Annotated in this window: 24 protein-coding genes and 2 pseudogenes; 11 read left to right on the top strand and 15 right to left on the bottom strand. The window is 68.6% G+C overall.

Going from position 1 to position 21,304, the window contains the following annotated elements; genetic code table 11:
- Positions 1-174: 174 nt before the first annotated feature.
- Together ACIBEJ_RS02895 and ACIBEJ_RS02890 are read right to left on the bottom strand one after the other, a co-directional pair.
- Positions 175-342, bottom strand: coding sequence for a hypothetical protein (locus tag ACIBEJ_RS02895; protein WP_397180866.1), 168 nt, complete (start codon positions 340-342; stop codon positions 175-177).
- 53 nt (positions 343-395) lie between these two features.
- Complete coding sequence (locus tag ACIBEJ_RS02890) at positions 396-818, bottom strand: MerR family transcriptional regulator (protein ID WP_397180865.1); 423 nt, start codon at positions 816-818, stop codon at positions 396-398.
- A 55-nt stretch (positions 819-873) separates the two neighbouring features.
- On the opposite strand from ACIBEJ_RS02890, the gene ACIBEJ_RS02885 reads away from it, so the two are divergent.
- The 3 genes from ACIBEJ_RS02885 to ACIBEJ_RS02875 all read left to right on the top strand — a co-directional run bounded on the left by ACIBEJ_RS02885 (position 874) and on the right by ACIBEJ_RS02875 (position 2,998).
- On the top strand, positions 874-1,845 hold the full coding sequence (locus tag ACIBEJ_RS02885; protein ID WP_397180864.1) for an SDR family NAD(P)-dependent oxidoreductase: 972 nt from the start codon (positions 874-876) through the stop codon (positions 1,843-1,845).
- A 93-nt stretch (positions 1,846-1,938) separates the two neighbouring features.
- Positions 1,939-2,841: an SMP-30/gluconolactonase/LRE family protein gene (locus ACIBEJ_RS02880; RefSeq protein WP_397180863.1), complete on the top strand. Its 903-nt coding sequence runs from the start codon at positions 1,939-1,941 to the stop codon at positions 2,839-2,841.
- A 13-nt stretch (positions 2,842-2,854) separates the two neighbouring features.
- A complete protein-coding gene (locus tag ACIBEJ_RS02875; RefSeq protein ID WP_397182007.1) occupies positions 2,855-2,998 on the top strand; it encodes a hypothetical protein in 144 nt (47 codons plus the stop codon).
- 277 nt (positions 2,999-3,275) lie between these two features.
- Here ACIBEJ_RS02875 and ACIBEJ_RS02870 read toward each other — a convergent pair.
- The 3 genes and pseudogenes from ACIBEJ_RS02870 to ACIBEJ_RS02860 form a co-directional block, all read right to left on the bottom strand.
- Positions 3,276-3,434 (bottom strand): annotated as a pseudogene (locus tag ACIBEJ_RS02870) (FAD-dependent monooxygenase); the annotation flags it as partial.
- A gap of 17 nt (positions 3,435-3,451) precedes the next feature.
- Positions 3,452-3,637: a hypothetical protein gene (locus tag ACIBEJ_RS02865; RefSeq protein WP_397180862.1), complete on the bottom strand. Its 186-nt coding sequence runs from the start codon at positions 3,635-3,637 to the stop codon at positions 3,452-3,454.
- 61 nt (positions 3,638-3,698) lie between these two features.
- Complete coding sequence (locus ACIBEJ_RS02860) at positions 3,699-4,127, bottom strand: FAD-dependent monooxygenase (RefSeq protein ID WP_397180861.1); 429 nt, start codon at positions 4,125-4,127, stop codon at positions 3,699-3,701.
- Here ACIBEJ_RS02860 and ACIBEJ_RS02855 point away from each other — a divergent pair.
- Positions 4,084-4,650 carry a hypothetical protein gene (locus tag ACIBEJ_RS02855; protein WP_397182006.1) on the top strand — a complete coding sequence of 189 codons (567 nt, stop codon included), beginning with the start codon at positions 4,084-4,086 and terminating at the stop codon, positions 4,648-4,650. The two genes, ACIBEJ_RS02860 and ACIBEJ_RS02855, sit on opposite strands and share 44 nt — an antisense overlap.
- 348 nt (positions 4,651-4,998) lie before the next feature.
- Complete coding sequence (locus ACIBEJ_RS02850; RefSeq protein ID WP_397180860.1) at positions 4,999-5,277, top strand: hypothetical protein; 279 nt, start codon at positions 4,999-5,001, stop codon at positions 5,275-5,277.
- Positions 5,278-5,571: 294 nt separating this feature from the next.
- Here ACIBEJ_RS02850 and ACIBEJ_RS02845 read toward each other — a convergent pair whose 3' ends face one another.
- The 3 genes from ACIBEJ_RS02845 to ACIBEJ_RS02835 all read right to left on the bottom strand — a co-directional run bounded on the left by ACIBEJ_RS02845 (position 5,572) and on the right by ACIBEJ_RS02835 (position 7,689).
- Positions 5,572-6,231, bottom strand: a complete 660-nt coding sequence (locus tag ACIBEJ_RS02845) for an NAD(P)-dependent oxidoreductase (RefSeq protein ID WP_397180859.1) — start codon at positions 6,229-6,231, stop codon at positions 5,572-5,574.
- A 106-nt stretch (positions 6,232-6,337) separates the two neighbouring features.
- Positions 6,338-6,595, bottom strand: a complete 258-nt coding sequence (locus ACIBEJ_RS02840) for a BBE domain-containing protein (protein WP_397180858.1) — start codon at positions 6,593-6,595, stop codon at positions 6,338-6,340.
- Positions 6,571-7,689, bottom strand: coding sequence for an FAD-binding oxidoreductase (locus ACIBEJ_RS02835; protein ID WP_397180857.1), 1,119 nt, complete (start codon positions 7,687-7,689; stop codon positions 6,571-6,573). The genes ACIBEJ_RS02840 and ACIBEJ_RS02835 overlap by 25 nt, the downstream gene beginning before the upstream one ends.
- 101 nt (positions 7,690-7,790) lie before the next feature.
- Between ACIBEJ_RS02835 and ACIBEJ_RS02830 the strand changes: the two genes are divergently transcribed.
- On the top strand, positions 7,791-8,057 hold the full coding sequence (locus tag ACIBEJ_RS02830; RefSeq protein WP_397180856.1) for a helix-turn-helix transcriptional regulator: 267 nt from the start codon (positions 7,791-7,793) through the stop codon (positions 8,055-8,057).
- Between the two features lie 20 nt (positions 8,058-8,077).
- Positions 8,078-8,749 carry a helix-turn-helix transcriptional regulator gene (locus tag ACIBEJ_RS02825; protein ID WP_397180855.1) on the top strand — a complete coding sequence of 224 codons (672 nt, stop codon included), beginning with the start codon at positions 8,078-8,080 and terminating at the stop codon, positions 8,747-8,749.
- A 59-nt stretch (positions 8,750-8,808) separates the two neighbouring features.
- On the opposite strand, the pseudogene ACIBEJ_RS02820 reads toward ACIBEJ_RS02825, so the two are convergent.
- Positions 8,809-8,979, bottom strand: a pseudogene (locus ACIBEJ_RS02820) (DUF4158 domain-containing protein); the annotation flags it as partial.
- Positions 8,980-9,185: 206 nt separating this feature from the next.
- Positions 9,186-9,509 carry a helix-turn-helix transcriptional regulator gene (locus ACIBEJ_RS02815; protein ID WP_397180854.1) on the bottom strand — a complete coding sequence of 108 codons (324 nt, stop codon included), beginning with the start codon at positions 9,507-9,509 and terminating at the stop codon, positions 9,186-9,188.
- A 230-nt stretch (positions 9,510-9,739) separates the two neighbouring features.
- Here ACIBEJ_RS02815 and ACIBEJ_RS02810 point away from each other — a divergent pair, with 230 nt between their 5' ends.
- Positions 9,740-10,117: an STAS domain-containing protein gene (locus ACIBEJ_RS02810; protein WP_397180853.1), complete on the top strand. Its 378-nt coding sequence runs from the start codon at positions 9,740-9,742 to the stop codon at positions 10,115-10,117.
- Positions 10,118-10,479: 362 nt separating this feature from the next.
- On the opposite strand, the gene ACIBEJ_RS02805 is transcribed toward ACIBEJ_RS02810, so the two are convergent.
- Together ACIBEJ_RS02805 and ACIBEJ_RS02800 are read right to left on the bottom strand one after the other, a co-directional pair.
- The gene (locus tag ACIBEJ_RS02805; RefSeq protein WP_397180852.1) at positions 10,480-11,373 is read right to left on the bottom strand and encodes an SDR family NAD(P)-dependent oxidoreductase; all 894 of its coding nucleotides are present in this window, start codon (positions 11,371-11,373) and stop codon (positions 10,480-10,482) included.
- A gap of 97 nt (positions 11,374-11,470) precedes the next feature.
- The gene (locus ACIBEJ_RS02800) at positions 11,471-12,064 is read right to left on the bottom strand and encodes an SDR family NAD(P)-dependent oxidoreductase (RefSeq protein ID WP_397180851.1); all 594 of its coding nucleotides are present in this window, start codon (positions 12,062-12,064) and stop codon (positions 11,471-11,473) included.
- Between the two features lie 102 nt (positions 12,065-12,166).
- Here ACIBEJ_RS02800 and ACIBEJ_RS02795 point away from each other — a divergent pair, with 102 nt between their 5' ends.
- A complete protein-coding gene (locus tag ACIBEJ_RS02795) occupies positions 12,167-12,787 on the top strand; it encodes a TetR/AcrR family transcriptional regulator (protein WP_397180850.1) in 621 nt (206 codons plus the stop codon).
- 768 nt (positions 12,788-13,555) lie between these two features.
- Here the strand turns inward: ACIBEJ_RS02795 and ACIBEJ_RS02790 are convergent.
- From ACIBEJ_RS02790 to ACIBEJ_RS02780, 3 genes are all read right to left on the bottom strand, one after another.
- Positions 13,556-14,686, bottom strand: coding sequence for a serine hydrolase domain-containing protein (locus ACIBEJ_RS02790; RefSeq protein ID WP_397180849.1), 1,131 nt, complete (start codon positions 14,684-14,686; stop codon positions 13,556-13,558).
- A gap of 80 nt (positions 14,687-14,766) precedes the next feature.
- Positions 14,767-15,255, bottom strand: coding sequence for a Tn3 family transposase (locus tag ACIBEJ_RS02785; protein ID WP_397180848.1), 489 nt, complete (start codon positions 15,253-15,255; stop codon positions 14,767-14,769).
- Positions 15,256-15,297: 42 nt separating this feature from the next.
- A complete protein-coding gene (locus ACIBEJ_RS02780) occupies positions 15,298-16,107 on the bottom strand; it encodes a hypothetical protein (RefSeq protein ID WP_397180847.1) in 810 nt (269 codons plus the stop codon).
- Between the two features lie 1,174 nt (positions 16,108-17,281).
- Between ACIBEJ_RS02780 and ACIBEJ_RS02775 the strand changes: the two genes are divergently transcribed.
- Together ACIBEJ_RS02775 and ACIBEJ_RS02770 are read left to right on the top strand one after the other, a co-directional pair.
- Complete coding sequence (locus tag ACIBEJ_RS02775) at positions 17,282-18,409, top strand: lipase family protein (protein ID WP_397180846.1); 1,128 nt, start codon at positions 17,282-17,284, stop codon at positions 18,407-18,409.
- Between the two features lie 264 nt (positions 18,410-18,673).
- Positions 18,674-20,941, top strand: a complete 2,268-nt coding sequence (locus ACIBEJ_RS02770) for a tetratricopeptide repeat protein (RefSeq protein WP_397180845.1) — start codon at positions 18,674-18,676, stop codon at positions 20,939-20,941.
- The last annotated feature ends 363 nt before the right edge of the window (positions 20,942-21,304 follow it).

Here is a 21,304-nt window from a genome sequence, read left to right as displayed (position 1 = left end):
GCGGCCCGGCGGCTGCATGAGAGCCGGTTGACGGCGCTGGAGGATCGGCTTGAGGCCGGGCTGCTGATGTGGGCGGACCTGCGGCCCAGCGGGACGCTGGCCGCTTTCGAGCGCTTCCGGGTACGGCGGGCCGACGAACTCGGCGCCGGATGCCGGGCGCGAACTCGCGGCGATTCACGAAGCTCTGCCCACCACCGAGCCGACTCCGCCCTCGCCGTAGCCGACGACCTCGGTATCACCGACCAGGTACGGCAGGCGCGGGCGCAAGCCGTACCAGAGCGATCTGAGAGCGCCGCCCGGCAAGGTCGTGCCCATGACGACCAGCGACGAGAACGCGACCAAAGACCTCGTACGCAGGCAGCTGACCGCCTGGGCCGACGGCCTGAAGCCCTCTCTCAGGCCGTCGGGTCCCATAGTCCATCGGTCTCGCCGCGGGCGAGGTGCTCGGCGTAGACGCCGACCTTCCAGGCGATGATGGAGCCGCACTCCTGCAGCGCCTCGATCTGTGCCTCGACACGTTGCTGGTGGGTATCGAGGAGTTGCAGGCGTTCGGACTCGTTGCCTGGGCCGAGCCGTACCAGCTCGGCGAATCTCTTGAGGTCGGTGAGCGGCATACCGGACTCACGGAGCTTGACGCAGATCAGCAGCCAGTCGACGTCGGCCGCGGCATATCGACGCCGGCCGCTGGCGGTGCGCTGGATCGGCCCGACCAGCAGCCCCTCGCGCTCGTAGAAGCGCAAGGCGTGTGTGCTGAGTCCGGTCCGCTGGGCCACCTCGCCGATGCTCAGTGGTTTCTCACGCGTCTCGAGGGTCACCATGTCCATCAGCATACGATTTGACTTAGACCTTGCTCTAACTTCTAGCGTCGCCGGTATGACCACTACCGATCAGCAGTCGCTCCACTCACCTTTTTCCACCGCCAGCACCGTCGAGGACGTCCTAGCCGGTCACGACCTTTCCGGCAAGACCGCCATCGTGACCGGCGGCTACTCCGGCCTCGGCCTGGAAACCACCCGGGGCCTGATGGCGGCCGGGGCTCATGTCATCGTCCCGGCGCGTCGGCCCGAGGTGGCGCGCGCCGCTCTGGACGGCATGGACAGCTGCGAGGTGATCCCCATGGACCTGGCAGACCTCGCCAGCGTGCGCGCCACCGCCTCGCACATCCGCGACACCGTCAACAGGCTCGATCTCCTCATGGCCGTCGCCGGTGTCATGGCCACACCCGAGCGACGCGTCGGCCCCGGCTGGGAAAGCCAGCTCGCCATCAACCACCTCGGGCACTTCACCCTCGCCTGCGAGCTGTATCCGCTGCTGGCCGCCGCCGGCGGTGCGCGCGTCATCGTCAACAGCTCCGCCGGGCACGCCCTGACCGACGTCCGCTGGCACGATCCTCATTTCCGCACCGGCTACGACAAGTGGCTGGCCTATGGCCAGGCCAAGACCGCAAACGTCCTGTTCGCAGTCCAGCTCGACGTCCTCGGGCGCCGCGATGGCGTCCGAGCGTTCGCCCTGCACCCGGGCAAGATCATCACTGGCCTCCAGCGCGAGATGAGCCTCCAGGAGCAGATCGAGCGCGGATGGGTGAACGAGGACGGCGACGTGATCGACCCCGGCTTCAAGACAGCCTCGCAAGGCGCCGCCACCGCTCTGTGGGCTGCCACCTCTCCACTCCTCGACGGCCGCGGCGGGCTCTACCTCGAAGACTGCGACATCGCGCGTGTCTCTGCCCCGGGCGAGTCCATGGATGACGGGGGCGTCCGCGAATACGCCATCGACCCAGATTCGGCTGCCCGGCTTTGGGGGTCGTCCGTCGCGGTGACCGGCGCTGCCCCGATCGCTCGGTGACCCACGGCGGTACTCGGCCAGCCTCATCGGAAGGGGGCGTTGCCCCGCAGGAGTCGCTAAACGGGCTCGATGGTAGAAGGGGGAGTTGTGACAATGGACAGATTCAAGGCGGTTTTCGAGGTACTCGACGAACGGTTCGCCTTCGACGGCGGCGACGAGTACGTCGAGGTGCTGCACCGGGGCAGCCGCAAGACCGAAGGGCCCGCCTACTTCGCCGCCGGCCGCTACCTGGTGTGGAGCGACATCCCCAACGACCGGCTGCTGCGCTGGGACGAGACGACCGGCGCCGTCGGCGTCTTCCGGCACGGCTCGGGCAACGCCAACGGCAACACGGTCGATCTCGAAGGCAGGCTGGTCACCTGCGAGCAGGGCGCCCGCCGGGTGACCAGGACCGAGCATGACGGGACGATCACCGTGCTCGCCGACAGCTTCGAGGGCAAACGCCTGAACAGTCCGAACGACGTGGTGGTGCGCTCGGACGGGACGATCTGGTTCACCGACCCGCGCTACGGCATCACCGGCTACTACGAGGGCAGTCCCGCCGAGAGCGAGATCGGCGGCGACCACGTCTACCGCCTCGACCCGGCGACGGGCGAGCTGCGGATCGCCGCCGCCGACTTCGTCCGGCCCAACGGGCTGGCCTTCTCGGCCGACGAGTCTCTCCTGTACGTCGTGGACACCCGCGAGCGCCACCTCCGTGTCTTCGACGTGGCCGGGGACGGCGTCCTGTCGGGTGGGAAGGTGTTCGCGGAGAGCTGGTTCGACGGCATCCGCGTGGACTGCCACGACCGGGTGTGGGCCGCCGCCCTCGACGGCGTACGCTGCTACGCCACCGACGGCACGCTGATCGGCAAGCTGCTGTTGCCCGAGTCCGCCTCGAACCTCGTCTTCGGCGGCCCCAAGCGCAACAACCTGTTCGTCACCAACTCGGCCGGCGACCTGTACTCCATCCGCCTGACGGTCGCCGGCGCCCGGCGTCCAGGCTCAGGCGGCTGAGGCCCCGGCCGGCGTGGCGAGCAGTTCCCAGCGCCAGGCGCGCTCCGGCCATCAGCGGCTTGAGCTGCTCCTGGTGCGGGCGCCGGTGATCGGGGCGGTGATCGTGGGCTGGGCGGCCACTCACGCCACGGCGACCAAGTACGGCACGCCCATCTAGCAGTCAACGCAGCCGTCGTGTGGTGCGAACTCATCCTCGAAACGCTGGCCGACCCCGAGGCTCCCTGACGACGTCCACTACGACATAACTCCTTCGTAGCCGCGCTGCCGAGCACCGCCGGCGAGGTGTAGCGCTGGCCGAGCGCCCAGTGGAGGTCGTCGAACTCGTCCTGCTCCGGGTTGTGGCCGGAGCGTCTGGCGTGCCGCAGTTCGGTGAGTTCGGCAAGGGTCTGGGCGATCGGCCGGCGTTCGGGCTCGTAGCTGTCCAGCAGGGCGGGCGCGGCCGAGCCGTTCAGCACCGCGGCGAGCTTCCAGGCGAGGTTGCGGCCAGCCTGGACGCCGGTGTTGGCGCCGATGCCGCCGACAGGCGACCAGGTGTGCGCGGCATCGCCGGCGAGGAAGACACGCCCCTGCCGGAACGCCTCGGCGACCGACACTTCCTGCGTCCACGGGGTCACTCCACGACGACGGGGATGTCATCGCGGCCGAGGGCACCGTGGACGATCTCGGCGCAGAGCTCCGCGGTGAAGTCGTCAGGCGGCTGCGTGGCCGGGTTGTAGCCGATGCCGAGCCCCCAGCGGCCGTGCTCGGCGGTCGTGGCGAGAAGGTGACGCCGATCTTCTCGTTCACGATGAGCCACAGGATCGCGCGCCGCTCGATGATCTGGTCGAGGTCGGCCTTGAAGATGACGCTGACGAAGTTCAGCGTCTGCCCTTGGAGAGGCTTGGCGATGTCGAGCTGTTCCCGGATCGGGCTCCGCCGCCCTTCCGGTCCCGGATCGTGGCGGTGACGCCGTCGTCGTCCTGCTCGAAGGCGGTCAGCTCGGTCTCGAAGCGCTGCTCGACGGCGTTCTGGTCGGCCAGGTTGAATGTTCCGGTCGTGTGCTCGGGCCATGCGCGCGGCAGCTCCGGCGGGAACAGCCAGTGCCACTCACCGGCCAGGGTCTCACAGCGCACGCCGCCGGCATGGTTTGCGAACGGCGTGCCCGCCTCGTTCACGGCGTCGGCGACTTCGGAGGCGCGGTAGATCTCCATCGTGCGTGGGTTGATGCCCCCCGCTCGGCCCTGCAACGTGACCTCGGGGTGCTTGTCGACGAGCAGATGGCGTACGCCGTGCTGGGACAGGAACATCGACGTGGCCAGGCCGACGAGACCGCCCCCGACGTGGCAGGTCAGCCGCGCCCGCGTCGCCGAGCTGAACCCGCGGGCCGAGGTGCTGCTGCGGCTGCTGTCCTGCTACGCCCCCGACCATTTGCCCGTCGACGTCCTGGCCGGTGCCGGTGATGATGAGCTGGCGGTCAACGAGGCCCTGGCTCTGCTGGCCTCCTACAGCCTCATCACCCTGACCACCCCCACCGCCGGCCCGGCCATCACCGGCGCAGGGCAGGTCCCCGATGGCCGGGAGAGCGTGAGCATTCACCGACTCACCCAAGTGGTCATCTGGCACCAGCTCTCCGCCAGGCAGCGCGAACAGACCCGCGCCCGCGCCGCCGAACTCCTGGACTGGGCACTGCCCGTTGACCCCCGCGCTCGCGCGAACTGGCCCCGCTACGCCCGGCTGCTCCCCCACGCCCGCGCCGTCACGCCCCCCGGCTCGGACACGATGGGCAAGGTCATCGATGCCGGTCGGCTACGCCCGCGCTTCTTACGGTGAACACCACTCCGGAGGGGTCGTAACTGCCCTGGAGTCCGACGGACGGTGAGGAACTGCATGCCGATGTCGGCCGCCTTGAGCTGTACGGCCAGCACCGTGGGCTCCAGACCGCGGCCGAGGCGGTTGTGCTGGTGCACCACGAGGGTGACCGTGACCCCAGTGGCGCGTAGCTCGCACGCGAGGGTGATGGCCTTATCGAGCTTGGGTCGGACGGTGGCGCGGGTGGAGATCTTTGGCCGCGCTGTCGTATGAGGAACACACGGGTGCAGGTGATGGACGCCTCTGGGCGGGACTCCCGCCGCGGTCTACCGTCCGGCGCAGGACCACGACTGAGGGAAGGGGCTTCACGTGATCACTGCCGTTAGAACCTTCGCCGCCGCTGCGCTGGCCACCGTCACCGTCGCGGCGACCGTCCCAGCCGCGAACGCGTCCTCCGACACCTGGCTGTGCGCCACCGGCTCGCGAACCGTCATCTCAGACACCTACTCCATCGTCGGCGGTCAGGGATGCACCGGGCAGGGGTCCGGTGACGCCGTCATCACGCTGCTGTCCGGTCCCGACGCTGGCTCGTACTACTGCTACAACACGGTCGTGAACGGTACGAATGTCGCCGGCTTCGGCTGCTGAAAGGGTGCCCGCGGCCACGTGGCGGGGTTCACCGGCCACCGTCGCACCAAGCTCGGTCAGATGTAGTAGAACCACCAGCCGTATCCCACTCGCAGTCGAACGTGAGGTAGCCCGCCTGCGTCATGTGGTGTCTGCTGCTGTCACACGCTTCCCCACGTGTCGTAGGGGGCTGCCAGCTCACAGAGTGGGGTCGCTGCGCGGCGTGGATCGGACGGACCGGGTTCGGCGCTCCCACCGACGGCTTCATCGAGGTCAAACGCTCGTGGCATCCGCTTGCCAGTCGATCGACACCAGTCAGTAGGCGGCCGTGACGACCTTTCCGGCGGTATCGGGCTGTTCGGCCAGTCGCAGAAGCACCTGTGCGGCATCGGCGCGGCCGATGCGCAGGGCGGCCCGCAGTGGGTGATCGCAGGCGGTCCGGAAACGCCCGGTGGCAGGGGCATCGACCACTCTGGGTACGCGCAGGACGGTCCAGTCCAGGTCGCAACTGCGCAGGAAGTCCTCCATCAGCGCGACGTCGACGAAATGCTGACCGAGCATGCGCCTGACCAGGGGAATGGTCAGGTATTGCATGACAGGCCCGGTGCCGGGTTCGCGCTTGGGCGGGTGCGGGCGGCTGGGGGTGGGGACAGTGGACACGCCGACGCCGCTCACGACGACGAGTCGCCGGGTGCCGGTGGCCTGCATGGCCGCGGCAATGGCCCGGGTTGCCGCGGGCACGATGCCGTGTTCGGCCCGCTTTCGTGGCCCCAGGCAGGACAGCACCGCGTCGGCGCCCCCGACTGCCGACTCCAGGACCTCCGGGTCGGGGGCGCTCATGTCGGCGGTGATGACACGGACGCCGGGGCTGAGTTTGGCTGGATTACGCGCCACCGCCGTGACGTCATGACCGGCGGCTTGGGCCAGGACGTGCTGCCCGATACGGCCGGTCGGTCCGAAAACGGTGAGCTTCATCGGGGGTTCCTTCGCGTGCGTGGTGCCCTGCAGGTAGGCGAACGTGGCCAGGAGGATGGTCCACGCCGTTCCTTTCGTATTGGGGGCTGACCTAGCCGAACGTGGGTCATCGGGCCGGCAGGATGTTGTAGTTGGCGCGAAAAACGTTCGCCGGGTCGTAGACGGTCTTGAGCGCGGCCAGCCGTTCATGATCGTGTGGCTCATAGGCAGTGCGGACCCGAGCGTGATCGGCGTTGTCACCGTGACCCATAATGTTGACGAACCGGCCCGCGGCCCAAGGCTCAAGATCGTGGAACAGGAGGTCGAGGAAGCGATGGGCCTGCGCGACATCGGTCCCGATCAGCGGGGTGAGAACCGCGAGCATGTACGCGGCGTCTCGATGTCCGACCGCGTTGAGGTGGGCGGGCGGTTCGGCCAGGGCGCCACCCAGATGACGCAGTTCCATGATCGCGGGCAGTGGTGCGTCCGGCCCGACGTGGCTGAGGAGGGTGTGGATCGCCTTGCCGTCCAGGTGGGTGAGCATGGCGCTGTCGGCGGCCCACGGCATGGCGATGGGCGGTCGTCGTGAATCGAGGAACTCCGGCTGTACGGCAGGTCCGCCGGCGTCTCCAGCAGCCGCGGCCCGATCAGGCGCAGCGGCTGGACGAGGCGTTCGCCCTCCTCGAGCGATCCGGTGAAGGCGATGCGTACGTGATAGACGTGGCGGCCGCGCATCGGCTCGGGCAGCGATGGGTCGTCGGGGAACGGGATCAGCGCCACGGAGCTGTTCATCTGCCCAGGTAGGGCGGCCGTCCACTCCACGTACGCCTCCAACAGTCCTGGGACCTGCTCGGCGTCGAAGAACAACCCGCCGCCATACAGCCGGCTCACCGGGACCAGGTCGAACTCCATGCCGGCGACGATGCCGAAGTTGTCACGTCCGCCGAGCAGCGCCCTATACAGGTCGGGCTCGCCGTCCGGGGTGACGTGACGCAGGCGCCCGTCCGCGGTCACCACATCCATGGCCCGCACCCGGTCGGCCGCCCAGCCATGGCTGCGCCCCAGCAGCGGCAGGCCGCCGCCGAGGGTGTAGGAGACGACGCCGACGTGCGGCGCCGACCCGCTCAGCGGGGCCAGTCCGTACGGCGCCGCCTCCCCGATCACCTGCTCGAATCGCACCCCTGCCTCGACCCAGGCGGTTCCGGCCCGCGGATCCACCCGCACCCCCGTCATGCGGCGGGTGGAGATCAGCATCCCGCCGTCGAGAGGTCTCGAGAATCCGTGCCCGGTGCTCTGGACCGCGACCGGCCACCCTCGTCCCCTCGCGAACTCCACCGCCGCCGCCACATCCTCGGCCCGAGTGGCTCCCACGATGACATCCGGGCTGTGCCGTACCGCCAGATTGAAGCCCGTCCGCTCCTCGTCGAACCCGTCCTGGCCGGGCAGCAGCACCGGTCCGTTGACGTGCAAGCCCTTCATGACATTTCCCTTCATCGGTTGGTCGCCATGAGCTTGCCGCCATAACTTGACATCTGCCGTCATATTATGAATCGGTGAAATTCGACCGGTTGCTCCCAATCGTGCTTCTGCTTCAGCACCGCGACCTGGTCCCCGCCAAAGAGCTGGCCGACCGGCTGGAGGTCTCGCAGCGCACCATCTATCGCGACGTCGAGGCGCTGTCCGCGGCGGGCGTCCCGGTGTACGCCGAGCGCGGCAAGCACGGCGGTATCGCGCTCCTAGCCGGGTTTTGCACCGACGTCACCGGCCTGACCAGCGACGAAGCACGTGCGCTGTTCGTGCTGGCCTCCCAGAGCGGCACTCGGCACTGGGTCTCGACCACGCTCTGAGCACCGCGCTGCGCAAGGTGATGGCCGCGCTGCCCGCCCCGCACCGCCCGGCCGCGGAACTGACCAGCCGGCGCATCCTGGTCGACCCCGACCGCTGGCTCGCGGCGCCGCGCCCGGACAGCGACCTGGCAGCCCTGCACACCGCGGTCTTCACCGACCTGCGGCTGCGCATCCGCTACCGGCACAGCGACCAGCCCGCACCGCACACCTACACCGTCGACCCCTACGGGCTGGTGGCCAAAGCCGGTACCTGGTATCTGGTCGCCGACCACAGGGGCAAGCCACGCCTGTACCGCGCCGACCGCGTCTCGGCCGTCACACTGGCAGCCGCGGAGGTACGGCGCCGCCCAGGCGTGGAACTGGACCAGGTCTGGCACGAACTGCGCCGCCAGGTGGAAGATCGCCGCGGCGGCATCACGGTCGATCTACGCGTACGCCGCCAACGGCTCGACATGGTGACCCGGATCGCCGGCGCCTTCTTCACCGGACCACCCACACCGGCGGACGGCGAGCCGGAATGGACGAACGCGCAAGTCTCCTACCCCGTCATCGAGGCCGTCCGCCACCTGCTTCAATTCGGCACCGCCGTAGAGGTCACCGGCCCCCCTGAGGCGCGCGCGGAGATGCACCGCGCATCCACCGAAATCTCCGCTCTGTACGACACCGACGCAGAACGCGCGCAGCGCCTGTAACCTCGATCATCTGGCTCCACACCTGGCGGCGGCCGGCCGCGCGGGCCGCGATGAGTGCTCTCGCGCTGCGCGTAGGTCTTCGAGCACGACGCATCAAGATTTTCAGCTGCTCGGCCAAGCAGTCCAGACTTCGGCCGGCACCCGTCCAGCGGGCCGGCCAGGAAGCGGCCCAAGTACCGCACGGTCGTGAGCTGGAGCGCGTAGCCCAGGCGATTATGTGCCTGCGGCACCCGGTCCGCGCGGGTGCCTGGTGCAACGACGCTCCACCCTGTGCGAACCGGCCGCCCGTTGCGGTCTGCTACCCGCTACGCATGCGGTAACCTGACCCACTCGCCGGGCCGGAGGCGCGGGGCTGCAGGCGTGGGGGGTCGCGTGAAAACCCCTCCCGCCCGGCCAGGCGGTCGGCTCGCGTAGCCAGCTCGCGGACGGCGGTGGGTCAGGACTGGTGTGGTGGTCCGGTGGGCAGGTCGCGTGCGGAGAAGGTGTCGATCAGGCGGCGCACGGGCAGGCCGGCTTCGGTGGGGTAGCGGAACTGCCGATCGGTGTTGAGGCTGTAATGGTTGCGGCGGCCGACGCGTTCGCTGGTGAGGTAGCCGGCCTCGTGCAGGTCGGCGACGATCGCGTGCACGGTGCGTTCGGTGATGCCGATGGCGTCGGCGATTTCGCGCTGGCGGATCTCTGGACTGCGGGCGATCTCCAGCAGCACCCGGGCGTGATGGGTGAGGAACGTCCAGCGGGGAGTCAGGCGACCGAGCTGCATGGCGTGCTCCCACCTTGCCGCCTCACGGCGTATGTTCACGGGCGATGCCGGGATTATTACCGCGAAGTTTATCGTGAAACGCCTTTCAGGTAAGCCTGTTCTGGGGTTACGGTCGAGATAGCCAGGAAACCCCGCAGCACCCACCCACCTGAGCGGGCCGCGATCATGGCTGATGGACGTGCGTGGCCGGCCACCCCGATGAAGGACCTGGCCGGAGACGAGGCCGAAAAGTGACACTGTTGCACCTGACCAGCAGGCACTTGGTCGGTGGCACGCTGATCGAGGTGACCGGCGAGCTGGACGCCGCCACCGCCGCCCAGCTGAGCACCTACATCGAGCACGAGCACCCGAAGAGCGAGCTGCCGCTGGTGCTGAACCTGGCCGAGCTGACCTTCATGGACAGCGCCGGCGTGCACCTGCTCATCGACCTGCACCACCGTCAAGCCGGCCACGGCGCCGCCCTCCATCTGGCCGCGCCGCACGAACGCGTCATCCGCGTCCTGGACATCACCCACGTCAGCCGGCTGCTGCACATCCACGCCACCCTCGGCCAGGCCGTGACAGCAGCCGACCTGATCGACCCTGAAGCGGTATCCCCCCGAGGCTGACCCGAACCGCGCCCCGCCGCGGTCTCGCGCCTACCGGCTGCCCGCAGGCGAGGTAGACGCCCGAGTAACCAGCCGCTGCACTGACGCGCGGCAACGGAGAGGGACAAGGCGACTCCTCACCTGCGATTCTCTGCGCCCGCACGGTGGAGGAAGCGGCGCAGCAGCGGGTGGAGTAGGCCGGGTTGCCCTGCGCACGGTACGAGCCACCTCCGTGCTTTCGACCCGATCTGGGCGTCGAAGACGACGGTGCGCCCGCTTGTGGAGACGCCGGGCACGAGGCTACAGGCCAGGCCGCACGACCTTCCCCGCGGCGAACGGGAGTGGACGGGCCCAATGACAGTGGTGACGGTCAAGGACTTTGATCAAGTTTGAGTGCTTGTGAGCGCGTCGGCACTCAGTCGGACGCAGAGATCCCATACGGCGCGCTGGTTGCGTTCGTCGAGAGCGCTGGCCGGCAGCGGCTTGCGGCGGCACTTGTCGTCGAAGTAGGCGCCGGTGAGGCCCTTCACCTCTGGGCTCGCGGCCAGATAGATGCTGGAGCGAGCCGATCGGGTCAGATCCGACAGGAAGAGCGGAGCGACGACCTTCAAGACCAGGGGTGCGATCGGCCGGTAGAGCTTCGGGAAGGCGGTGATCGGCGTTGATTTGTTCATCGGCGTATAGCCGTGCCCGGGGTAGACCACATTGGCCGTCACGCCCGTGTCGCGTAGTTCCCGGGCGAGCCGGGCCGTCAGCGCCATGGTCATGGTCTTCGTGTGGTTGTAGTGGCTGAAGGTCCATCCGAGGAAGCGGCGTTCGCCCAGAAGGTTGTCGTGCTCGATGGGGCCGCCGGGAATGCCGCCCGTCAGGTTGACGACTCGTGCGTGGCCGGCGCGCTTCAGCTGTGGCAGGAGCAGGTGAGTGAGGGTGAACGGCGTGAGAACGTGTGCGGCGAACATCTTCTCCACACCGTCGGCGGTCAACTCGCGGTGCGGCCGGTTCATGCCGACGTTGTTGACCAGGACGTCCAGCGTCTCGTAGCGCTCGGCGATCCGGGATCCGAGCTGGAGCAGCCCCTGGAGGCTGGTGAGGTCGGCGGCGAAGGCGCTCACCCGATCATGTCCCGCGCTGGTGCGGATGTCCTGTGCGGCTTGCTGCGCTCGGGTGTGGTCGACTCCTACCAGGATGACGGAGGCTCCCTGTTCGGCCAGGCCGCGTGCGGTCTCCATGCCGATCCCCGCAGTGCTGCCGGTGATCAGGGCGGTCTTGCTGGTCATGTCGCTCAAATACATCTGTAGTTCTCCAGGTGTGGTCGGGGGCACGGCCGCCTGGGCAGGTCGACCGGCCCATCGAAGGCCAGCCCGGGCGCCGCCGTCAGTACGCGATCAGTTCTCGCGTCAGGCCGTGGAGGCGTAGCCCCTGTCGAATACGCGGCGCTCCAGCGACAGTCGGCGCCGTTGCCAGTGGGCGGTGAAGGGCGGGGGTCGGCGGGTCGTTCGGGAGCGCGGTCATGGGTGCTATCGCCTTCGGTACCGATGTGGCGAACAGGGTGAAGAACGCCTTGGTCGCGGCCCGTAGCGGTTGCGGCAGGCTCTCGGGCATGGCGGTGGGTTGTAGCCGATGCAGGAGACGCCGCTGTCGGCATGCAGGGCGCCAAAGGCGACGCCAAGGAGATCGTTGGCCCGGATGGACTGCAGGGTATCGCCGGGCGCAGAGGATCAGTTTGTCTACGACCGGATGACCCCTGGTGAGGCGTTTTACGAGATCCTGGGTGGCGGCCACCGAGGTGAGATCGGAGCACACGAAGCCGGCCCGCCTGGCCGGCAGGTTCTTGGCCTCGGCGAGCAAAGCCTGTCCCTTTCCGGCGGTGCCGCCGATGGCGATGACGTGCGCGCCGTGCTGGAGGTAGTGGAGCGCCGGCCCCTTGCCGATCCGGTCGGCGCCTCCGGTGATGACGACGGTCTGCATTTTCCTCCCACCTAAGTGGATATGCCATATCCGCTTATGTCGGGCAGCCTAGCACGAAGCGGATATGCTGTATCCGGTTAGCCGGAGGAGTGGGGGGATGCCATGAGCGAAGAGACACCGGTGCTGCGCCGCGACGCCGAGCACAACCGGCAGCGCACACTGGCGGCGGCACGGGAGGTGTTCGCCACGCGCGGGCTGCAAGCCACGCTCAACGACATCGCCCACCACGCCGGACTCGGTGTCGGCACCGTCTATCGACGGTTTCCCCACAAAGAGGCCCTCGCCGAGGCCGTCTACGCCGGCAAGCTCGACGACATCCGCGCCACGGCACAGGCCGCGCTGACAGGGCAGGACGCCTGCGAATCCCTGCGGGCCTTCCTCGAACATGCCTTGGAACAAGCCGCGACCGACCGCGGGCTCCGCGAACTGATACGGCAGGGCGCGGGCGAGAGCAAGCAGATCGCGCGCACCCGGGAAGGCATCGTGGAGTCCTGCGGCCACCTCATCGCCCGCGCCCAGGAACAGGGAACGATCCGCGAGGACGTCACCGTGGACGACATCCCGCCCATCGTTGCGATGATCGACTCCGTGATGGATCTGCCGACCGCCGGCGCCGTGCAACCGTGGCGGCGCTACCTCGCACTCATCCTCGACGGCCTGCAGGTCAGACCGAACCAGCAAGGCCCGCACTCATCATGGAGTTCGACCCCGACGAGGTCGTGACGGCTCGCCCACTCCGTCCAAGACGGCCGCATCCAGCACGCGCGACAGGCTGGTGGTGAGGTCCTGCCTGCCGGAACGGAGAATCCCATGCCGGTCACGTCGAGCGGGGAGAGCCGGGCGATGTCTTCGTCCCGGATCTCGTGGCCCTCGGCCTGGAGTTGGGCGACGGCGGCGTCGATGTGCTGATCGACGCGTTCACCGGCCGATAGGACCGGCTCCGCTCAGCGTGCCCTTGCGCGCCGCCTTGAGCGCCGGGCTCGCAGGGCCAGACCGATCCCGGCGGCCAGCGCGAGGGCGGCACCGGCGGCGCGACCGGCCGGGCTGCGCCCGCCTGCCCCAGCGGGCCAGGATCAGGCGGGCGCGGTGGCGTAGGCGCTGGGTGTCGCTTCGCGGGCGGGCCGTGCCGCCGACATCGCCAGCGACCGCGTCGATGAAACTGGCTCCGAGCGCGCTACGCGCAGCTCCAGGAGCACTTGAACGAGCTCGCCGCCGGCCTAACCTGAACCTGCTCGGCCGCTAGAGCTTCACTGCCTCGACCCCGGCCGCCGGAGCGCTGCGCCCGCCGCGCGCCTCCGAGCTGGACGAGGACGAATCGGCGGCCGAATGAAGCGGGCTTGTCAGCCGGCGATCACCAGCGCGGCGTCGTACCGACGGGGCGGCCCAGTGCTTCTCCTCCTCGTGCTGACGGCTGCCCGCAGGCTCCTCCGCCCTGGATGCCGTCAGATGCGCACCCTGCCCAGAGGTCGAACCCTCCGTGCAGGGCCGGTCTCAGGCGCAGAAGGCGGCGTCGATCGCCTTCTCGAAGGGAGCCTGGTCGGTTTGCGGCTGCTTCTCGTTGACCGACAGGGCCAGCGTGGTGCGGCCGTCGGGGGTGGTGTAGGCGGCGGTGAGGTAGCCGGGGATGCCTCCGGTGTGGCCGATGATCTGCTTGCCGCAACTGGTGGACTGCACCCTCAGGCCCAGGCCGTACGCGCCGATCTGGGGGTTGACGAACAGGCCCTTCTTCATCTCGGCGAGTTGGGCGGGCTTGAGGACCTTGCCGGTGGCCAGGCTGTGGAGGAAGGTCGTCAGGTCCTTGGTGGTGGTGATCATCGCGCCACCGGCGCCGGCGATGCTCGGGTTGAGCCGGCTGATGTCGACGTAGTGGCCGGTGCTTTTCTTGATGTAGCCGTGGGCGTGCGGCCCGGGGATGGAGGTGGAGTAGGTGGGAGCGGAGGTGTCGCGCAGGCGCAGCGGCTTGATGATGCGCTTGGTGACCTCGCTCTGCCAGCTGTTGCCGGTCACCGCCTTGATCAGCATCCCGGCCACCAGATAGCCGGTGTTGGAGTAGGAAAAGCGCGTGCCGGGCTCGAAGTTCAGCGGCTTGGCCAGCGCGGCCGCCACCAGCTGCTCGTCGGTGAACCGGGTGAAACGCAGCTTCAGGTACGGCTCGCCGGCGGTGGGAAACTCCGGCATGTCGGTGTAGCTGTGGATCCCGGCGGTGTGCTGCAGGATCATCCGCACCGTGATGTCGTTCTCGCGTGGCAGTAGCCCGGACAGGTATGTGGCGATGGGCTCGTCCAACTTGATGCGTCCCTCGCCGGCCAGGTGCAGCACGGTCGCCGCGGTGAAGACCTTGGTGGCGCTGCCCATGCGGAACAGCCCGTCAGCCGGGACGGGGCGGCTGCCGCCGATCCGGGCGGTCCCGGCGCGCAGCACGCGCTGGCTGCCGGCCTCGGTGAGCCTGGCCTGCACTCCTGCCACGTTGCCGGTATCCACCAGTACGTCCATCGCCTTCTGCAGCGAGGCGGTTGTGCTCGGCGTCGTGGCCTGGGCGGCGTGCGCCGGGACGGTGGCAAGAACTGTGCCGGCGGTGGCGGCGGCGAGAGCGAGGGCGAGGGTCTTGGACGTGATGCGCATGAAGTGACTTCTCCCGAATGGTGATGCAGCGCCGTATCGGCGCTGGTCATCACGCTATGGGCGGCGATCACAGTGAGCGATCACGCCAGCTGCCCGATGCTCGGTGGTGCGGACGGGTCCACCCTGGTGGGGCCTGCCCCACCAGGATGCGCCGCGTGCCAGGGCGGGCAGCGCCGGGTGCCCCAGGCGCCGGGGCCGCGCACGCCCTGATCCTGGCGAGCACCGGATCCCGTCCGAGATCCGGGTCGGCACAAGCCCGCCACGCAGGTATGCGACGGTGCCAGGACAGGCTGCTGCTCGCCGGCGAGATCAGCGGAGGCGGACTTCACCGTGGCGGCCGCCTTACAGCGCGGTTCGCACCGGCTGCTCGCAGTGTTCCACCAGATGACCGCGTTCAGCGCCAGCCCGAACGCGCCGGGCTGGTCCTCCATGCCCTCGCGGTAGCGCTGGCGCAGCTGGCCGCGGTTCCCGAAAGCGATCTTGCGGGCCGGCCGGTGGCGGGCCTCCTGCACGTTCAGCTGGGCGCCGATCATGCGCCGGTAGCCGCCGGCATGCAGGAACTGCAGCACTATGTGGAATCTGTTCTGTCAAGCCGCGTCGATCGACCGCGCTCAGTTGGGTGCCGGATCTCCGAGCAGGACTACCTTGCTGACAACGGGGTCGAAGCCGAGGACCGAGTCTTGGCTTTCACCTTCCGGGGTCATCAGCACCGGCTTGCCGAGTTCGCTCCCGATCGCCCGCAGGAAGTCGCAGAGCGTGTCGACCCCTGCTTGACCTTGCAGTTCACGAAGGTCGACGTCGAAGTCGATCTCCGTCTCCGACATGAGCCGGAAGATCGCGAGCACGCCCGGAGCCGGCCAGACTCGCAGCGAAACCATCTCAGCCTCGGGTGGACGCGCGAGCACTTCGGCGGCATTGGGCAGCGGCAGCACCGTGTCGCCTTGCGAGTACTCCCACAGCCATCCACGCGCCCTGACAAGGTCCAGGACCCTCTGCCAGTCCTCGACGGTGGCATCCGGGACAAAGATGTCCGGCAATGCGCCCATCAAGTCGGGATCGAAGAACTCCCTGACCTCGTCCCACCGGAGATCCGTCATACCGTTATGCTGCCTGGCCACAGGGCTCTGCCGCAGCTCGATCACGTCCATGGCGCAGGCCATCCGGTGCGGGCACTGCTCGAAGAAGGTGTAGTCGCAGAACCCGTGCCCCAGGTCGTAGTACTGCCACGGCTCATCAGCGGCCGCAGCCCCGCTCTCGACCGCGTCCCGGTCGATGAGGACCTCGATGGTGCGGACGTTGCGTTCGAAGTAGCCGGCGTCCTCGCAGGCCTGGGCGAGGGTCTCGGGTGTGATCTTGGCGTAGTGCTGAGTAGTGTCCGGCGACCGATGCCCCAACCAGGCTTGCAGCTCGAACAGCGTCATCGGCGATGTTGGCGACCCGGCGTGCTCGGTAGGCGAACAGGAAGCCGGCGCGTTCGCCGGTCTTGCGGTCCAGCATCCTCGGTTACTCGGGGCGGATGGCTTGCCAGGCTTCGATGGCCTTGCCGAGGAGCGGGTCGACCGGCTTGGAGAACGCTGTCCCGGTCTTGTGCGTGAGGCTGTCCAGCCCGGACCAGCTCCATCGGGTAGCACAAGTCCGTAGGAGCTGATCGGGAAGTCCTCGGGTTCGATGTTGAGGCCGGCTGCGCGCCCTGGCCGCCGCCCGCCTGGTGGAGACCGACCGGATCGGGCGCGAGCCGTACGTGTGCCCCCTGGACTTCGCGCGGGTCGGTCCGCCGGAAAGGACAGCGCCACACGGCCCAAACGAGCAGCATCACCACAGGTCACGGTGTGCGACTGCGCCACTCTCCGAGGACCGGTTCAAAGCAAGTCTGTGCAGAGGCTGCCGACGGGCTCCCTTGTCTCGGCGCACGCCCATATACGCCTGCCCCTGTTTGTCGCGGAAAGGGTTTGAGCGGCGGTTCTTCCTGGCTCGACCCAGGCGGGTAGTCCCCGCTCACCGGTGTGAGGCCATTCGAGGTGTACCTCGGTGCCCACGGGAACTCCAAACACCCATCCCGAGTAGACGTCTGAGCCCTCCGGCAGCTTGAGCAGGCAGAGCCAGCCCGTCAGATAGCGTGACCACCTGACGGTTTCCCAGCCCCGGAGTTGGCACTCGACGGGTGATACCTGGGCATAGGAAGCGGACGCTTGGGCGGTGGGTGCGGCCACCGCTGTGCAGGACAAGATGCTGGCGGCGATGGCGGCGGTGACGAGCCGCTGGCGGATGTTCATGGATGACTCCTTCTTCGTGGTGCAGGGGTTGCTGCATCCGGTGTCACGACTTCGAGCACCAGCAAAGGTGTGCGGCAGAGGTGTCCAACAGAGCTGCGGACGGACTCGGACGGACTCGGACAGTGCGTCGGCGGCCCCGGCCGAGCCCCGGGCTGAAGGTCGGACTGGCCGCCCTTCCCGGTGAGGGCGATGGCCCCAGCAGAGCGTTTGACCGCGCTGGTGGATCAGGCGGCCGTCCCCGCACCGCTCGCAAGCCCGCGCCGAGCGTCGCCGCGCCGATTGGTGGGCGCTGGCTGACCCGCGCACCGAGCTTTCCGAGCCGTTGGATGAGTACGGCGAGGGCTTCCTGGGCCGGCCGCTCGGCGAGGTCGCCGAGACGCTGAACCGGCTGCTGGTCGACGCCTACTTGCCGGTCCACGACCGCCTCGACGTCGAGCAGGGCCTGGCCGCGCTGCTGGTCATCCGCCAGGTGCGCGAGGACCTGCTGGAGGGCGAGCCAATCTTGTGGGTACGGAGAGTGATGACAGTTGGGGAAGTACCACACCGGGGGACGCTCATGACCACGATCACCTTCGACCACGCCGCCACCGGCTACAGCGTGGCCCAGGCCCGTTGCCTGGCCCACGCCGCCGCTCTGGCCTACAAGGACGAGCACGAGATCCAGTCCACCGCCGGCCGTTGGGGCTTCGACCGCGTCAAGCACTTCCGGGTGCCGCACGCCGCGCCGTTCCCGCTGGAGGACACCCAGGCGTACGTCGCCGCCGGCGACCAGATGATCATCGTGGCGTTCCGCGGCACCCAGCCCGAGGAACTACGCGACTGGCTTTCGGACGCCAACGCGCTGCTCACCCCGTACACCGCCGCCGGCGGCAACATCCACGCCGGCTTCTACCGCGCTCTGGACGTCGTGCAGCCCACCCTGCTGCAGACGCTGGAGGACTGGCATACCGGCCAGTCGCTGTGGTTCACCGGGCATAGCCTCGGCGGGGCGCTGGCCATGCTCGCCGCCGCCCGTACCCACTTCGAGGACCCCACACTGCTGGCCGACGGCGTCTACACCTACGGCCAGCCCCGCACCTGCTGCCCTCAGCTCGCCGCCGCCTATGACGAGGCGTTCGCCGGGCGTACCTTCCGCTTCGTCAACAACAACGACATCGTCGCCCAGCTCCCGCCCGCCCCGCTGTTCGGCCACGTGGACGAGGAACGCTACTTCGACGCCGACGGCCGGCTGCACGAGAAGATGCCACCCGTGGCGGGCCTGCTCGACCGCCTCGGCGGGGCCACCGCCGACCCGCTGGCCCCCGGCACCGACGGCATCCGCGACCACTTCATCAACGCCTACCTGGCCCGCTTCGACGCCGCCCAGCAGGACGCGGCATCCGCCTCCGGCCGCAAGCCGAAGACCGGCCGCGGACCGGCCTCCGCCGTGACCGGCCTGCTGCCGAAGTAGGCCCCGGCATCCGAGGGCGACGGCCAGCGCACCGGAAGAAATGGCAACGGCCAGGGAGGTGGTGGCGGCGCGGAGAGACCGCGCCGCCCGCAGGCACGGGGGCGGTGCTGGGCGTCGGGGTTGACGCGGCCCTGCCGGACGACGGCCCGTGGTCCCTGTGTCGCGTGCGGGTTGACGACCTACGCCGACGGGAAAGGGATCCGGATGGCAGGTGGATTACGGGTTCAGCAGCGAGGGCGCCTGGTCATCGTGGCGTTGGGCCCGATGGCCGGCGTGGCGGCCGGAGGACTCACGAATCTGCTCACCGCAACCTGGAACTGGTGGCTGTTCGGCGGACTGGTCGTGATATCCAGCCTGGCTAGTGCCGGCGCACTGATCGCCCTGCCGCGCGGTAGCCCGCCGGACCTGGCGACGTCTCCGGCGGAAGATCGGCTGCGCGGTTCGGTGCTGCAGCCCCCATCCGGTACTCGGGTCTTCACCGGCCGCGGTAAAGAACTGCGTCGCTTGGCGACCCCTGTTCCGGAGGGAGACCGGCCTGGGCCGCTCATCCTGATGATCACCGGCATGCCTGGGACCGGAAAGACCGAACTGGCCATCAGTGCCGCCCGGGCCCTGGCAGGGCGCTACCCCGATGGAGTGTTCTGGCTGGGCCTGCGCACCTACGCCGCGACCGAGTCCCGGTTGACCAGCACCGCTGCGCTCCGCACGCTGCTCAACGCCCTCAACGTGCCGCCCGACCCGAACGCCACCAGCGTGAGCGCGCTCAGCCGTACCTGGAAGGCGGCGACCACAGGCAAGAACATGCTGATCATTTTGGACGACGCCGACACCGCCGAACAGATCCGCCCGCTGCTCCCCGTAGGTGAAGGGGCGGCGGTCCTGATCACCACCCGTCACGTACTGATCGGCATCGATCCCGACCGCAGCGTCACCTTGCAACCGTTCACCCGCAACCAGGCGGCCCAGTTGGCCGGGGCGATCCTGCGTCGTGCCGGCCTGAACGACCCCCAGGCCATCGCCGCGATCGCCGCCGCCTTCCGGCTTCCGCTCGCGATCCGTCAGATGAGCGATCTTAAAGCGGCGAATCCTGCCCACGAGATCTCCACCAGCCCGGCGGGGACGATCAGCGATGAGACCGCTGCCGCGTTCGCCCGTTCTCTTGCCGCACTGGCCAAACCGGCCCGCCTCGTGCTCCGCCGCGTTGCTCACCACCCCGGCTCGCTGATCACGGCGCCCATCGCGGCCGTCCTCGCCGACCAGCACATCGATGAGGCCGCCACCCTGCTGGCCACCCTCTACCAGCGCGGCTTGCTCGTCCCGGACAAGCGCACCGGCGACGGCGGCTACCGCATGCACGACGCTGTCCGCGCGGCCGCTTTGCTCGAATCCGGCAAGCACGACAGCGCCAAGCACCTAGCCGCCGCGGACAAACGACTCTTCCGGTACACGAACGGCACCATCGACGCCGCGGTTCTCCCGATCGATTCCAGCGCGTCCGTGATCTGTATGAGTACCGACGGAGACGATTGCCCGGTGCCACCTCCCCGGCACGAATCCGATGTGGCCGCGCTGCGATGGCTCGACCGGCATCACGCAGATCTTCTCGCCGTGACCCGCCGCTGTCTATCCACACGTTCCCCGCAAGCGTGGCGCCTGGTCCACAACCTGGAGACGTACCAGCGGATGCGCGGCTTCTACACCGAGATCATCGAACTGAGCAGCCAGGCGCTGACCCTGGCCCAGCACGCCGACGACCTGCTCGGCCAGGCAGCCATGCAGCAGAACCTCGGCCTGGTCGACATGCGTACAAGCAACTACCGCGCCGCGCTCGCACGCTTTCGGATCTCGCTCGAGTTGTACGCCCAAGCCGGCAACCAAGCCGGCCAAAGGGTGATCCATCACGAGCTCTGCAACGTCTACAAGTGGCTCGGTGACTTCGCCCAGGCTCGGGCCCATGCCACTTTCTTTTTCGAAGCCTCCTCCTCAGGAGACGACCTCAGTGAACGGGCATTCGCCCATTCCAGCCTCGGCATCCTTGACCGCTTGGAAGGCAGCTACACCACAGCACGCGAACACCTCACCCGGTCAATAGAACTGTTCGAGCAAACCGGGCACCGTCGTGGCGTCGGTATCTGTCACCGGCAACTCGGCATGCTGGACGAGCACCTGAGCCGATACCACGACGCTCAAGCCCACCTCGGCAAAGCCCTCTCCCTGTTCCAGGAACTGGGAGACCTCATGAACCAGGCCGACACCCACCACAACCTGGCCGTCGTCTACCGCGGGCTAGGCGCTCTGCCTGCCGCTCACGAGCACGCCACTACCGCCCTCTCCCTCGCCCGCCAGATCAGTCACTTCCAAGGACAAGCCGACGCACACACCGAACTCGCCCAGCTGGCCCAAACCGATGGCGACCACGCGACAGCACGCATCCACCTCCGCCACGCTCTCGACCTTCGCCAGCGCCTCCAGCAAGCCGAACAGCCCAGCCCCTCACCCGGGCACTCCAGAGACGGCCCCAACGCAGGCTAATAGGCGCTACCGCAGCTCAACCGCTCAGCCGTGTGGATTCACCTCCGACGTATCGCCACCGCCCTTCCGCAATGCCAATCCGGCTTCGGGCGGGTCCGGCTTGACCAACACGCTCTTCGGGGCCATGATCCGTCACGCCGCCGGCCCAGCCGCGCGCCGAAGAGCACTGCCCGAGCACCGACTCGACCATCGAAGAAATCCGTGACCTCGCTCCCATCGGAGATCCGTCCAGGGATTATTTGGCCGTGACTCAACATGCCCATCTCATCCAACCGCAACATGCCGGCTACCTCTCGGTGGACTGTGATCGCTTCGGTGCCCCGCGCGCCAGCGGTTGATCGGGGTTTGGGGCGGAGCCCCAAA

The organism is Nonomuraea sp. NPDC050790 (assembly GCF_044456745.1).
In the GTDB taxonomy this organism is placed as follows: Bacteria; Actinomycetota; Actinomycetes; order Streptosporangiales; family Streptosporangiaceae; genus Nonomuraea.
Note: the sequence above shows the minus strand (reverse complement) of the source record. Positions and strands in the feature narration are given on the sequence as shown.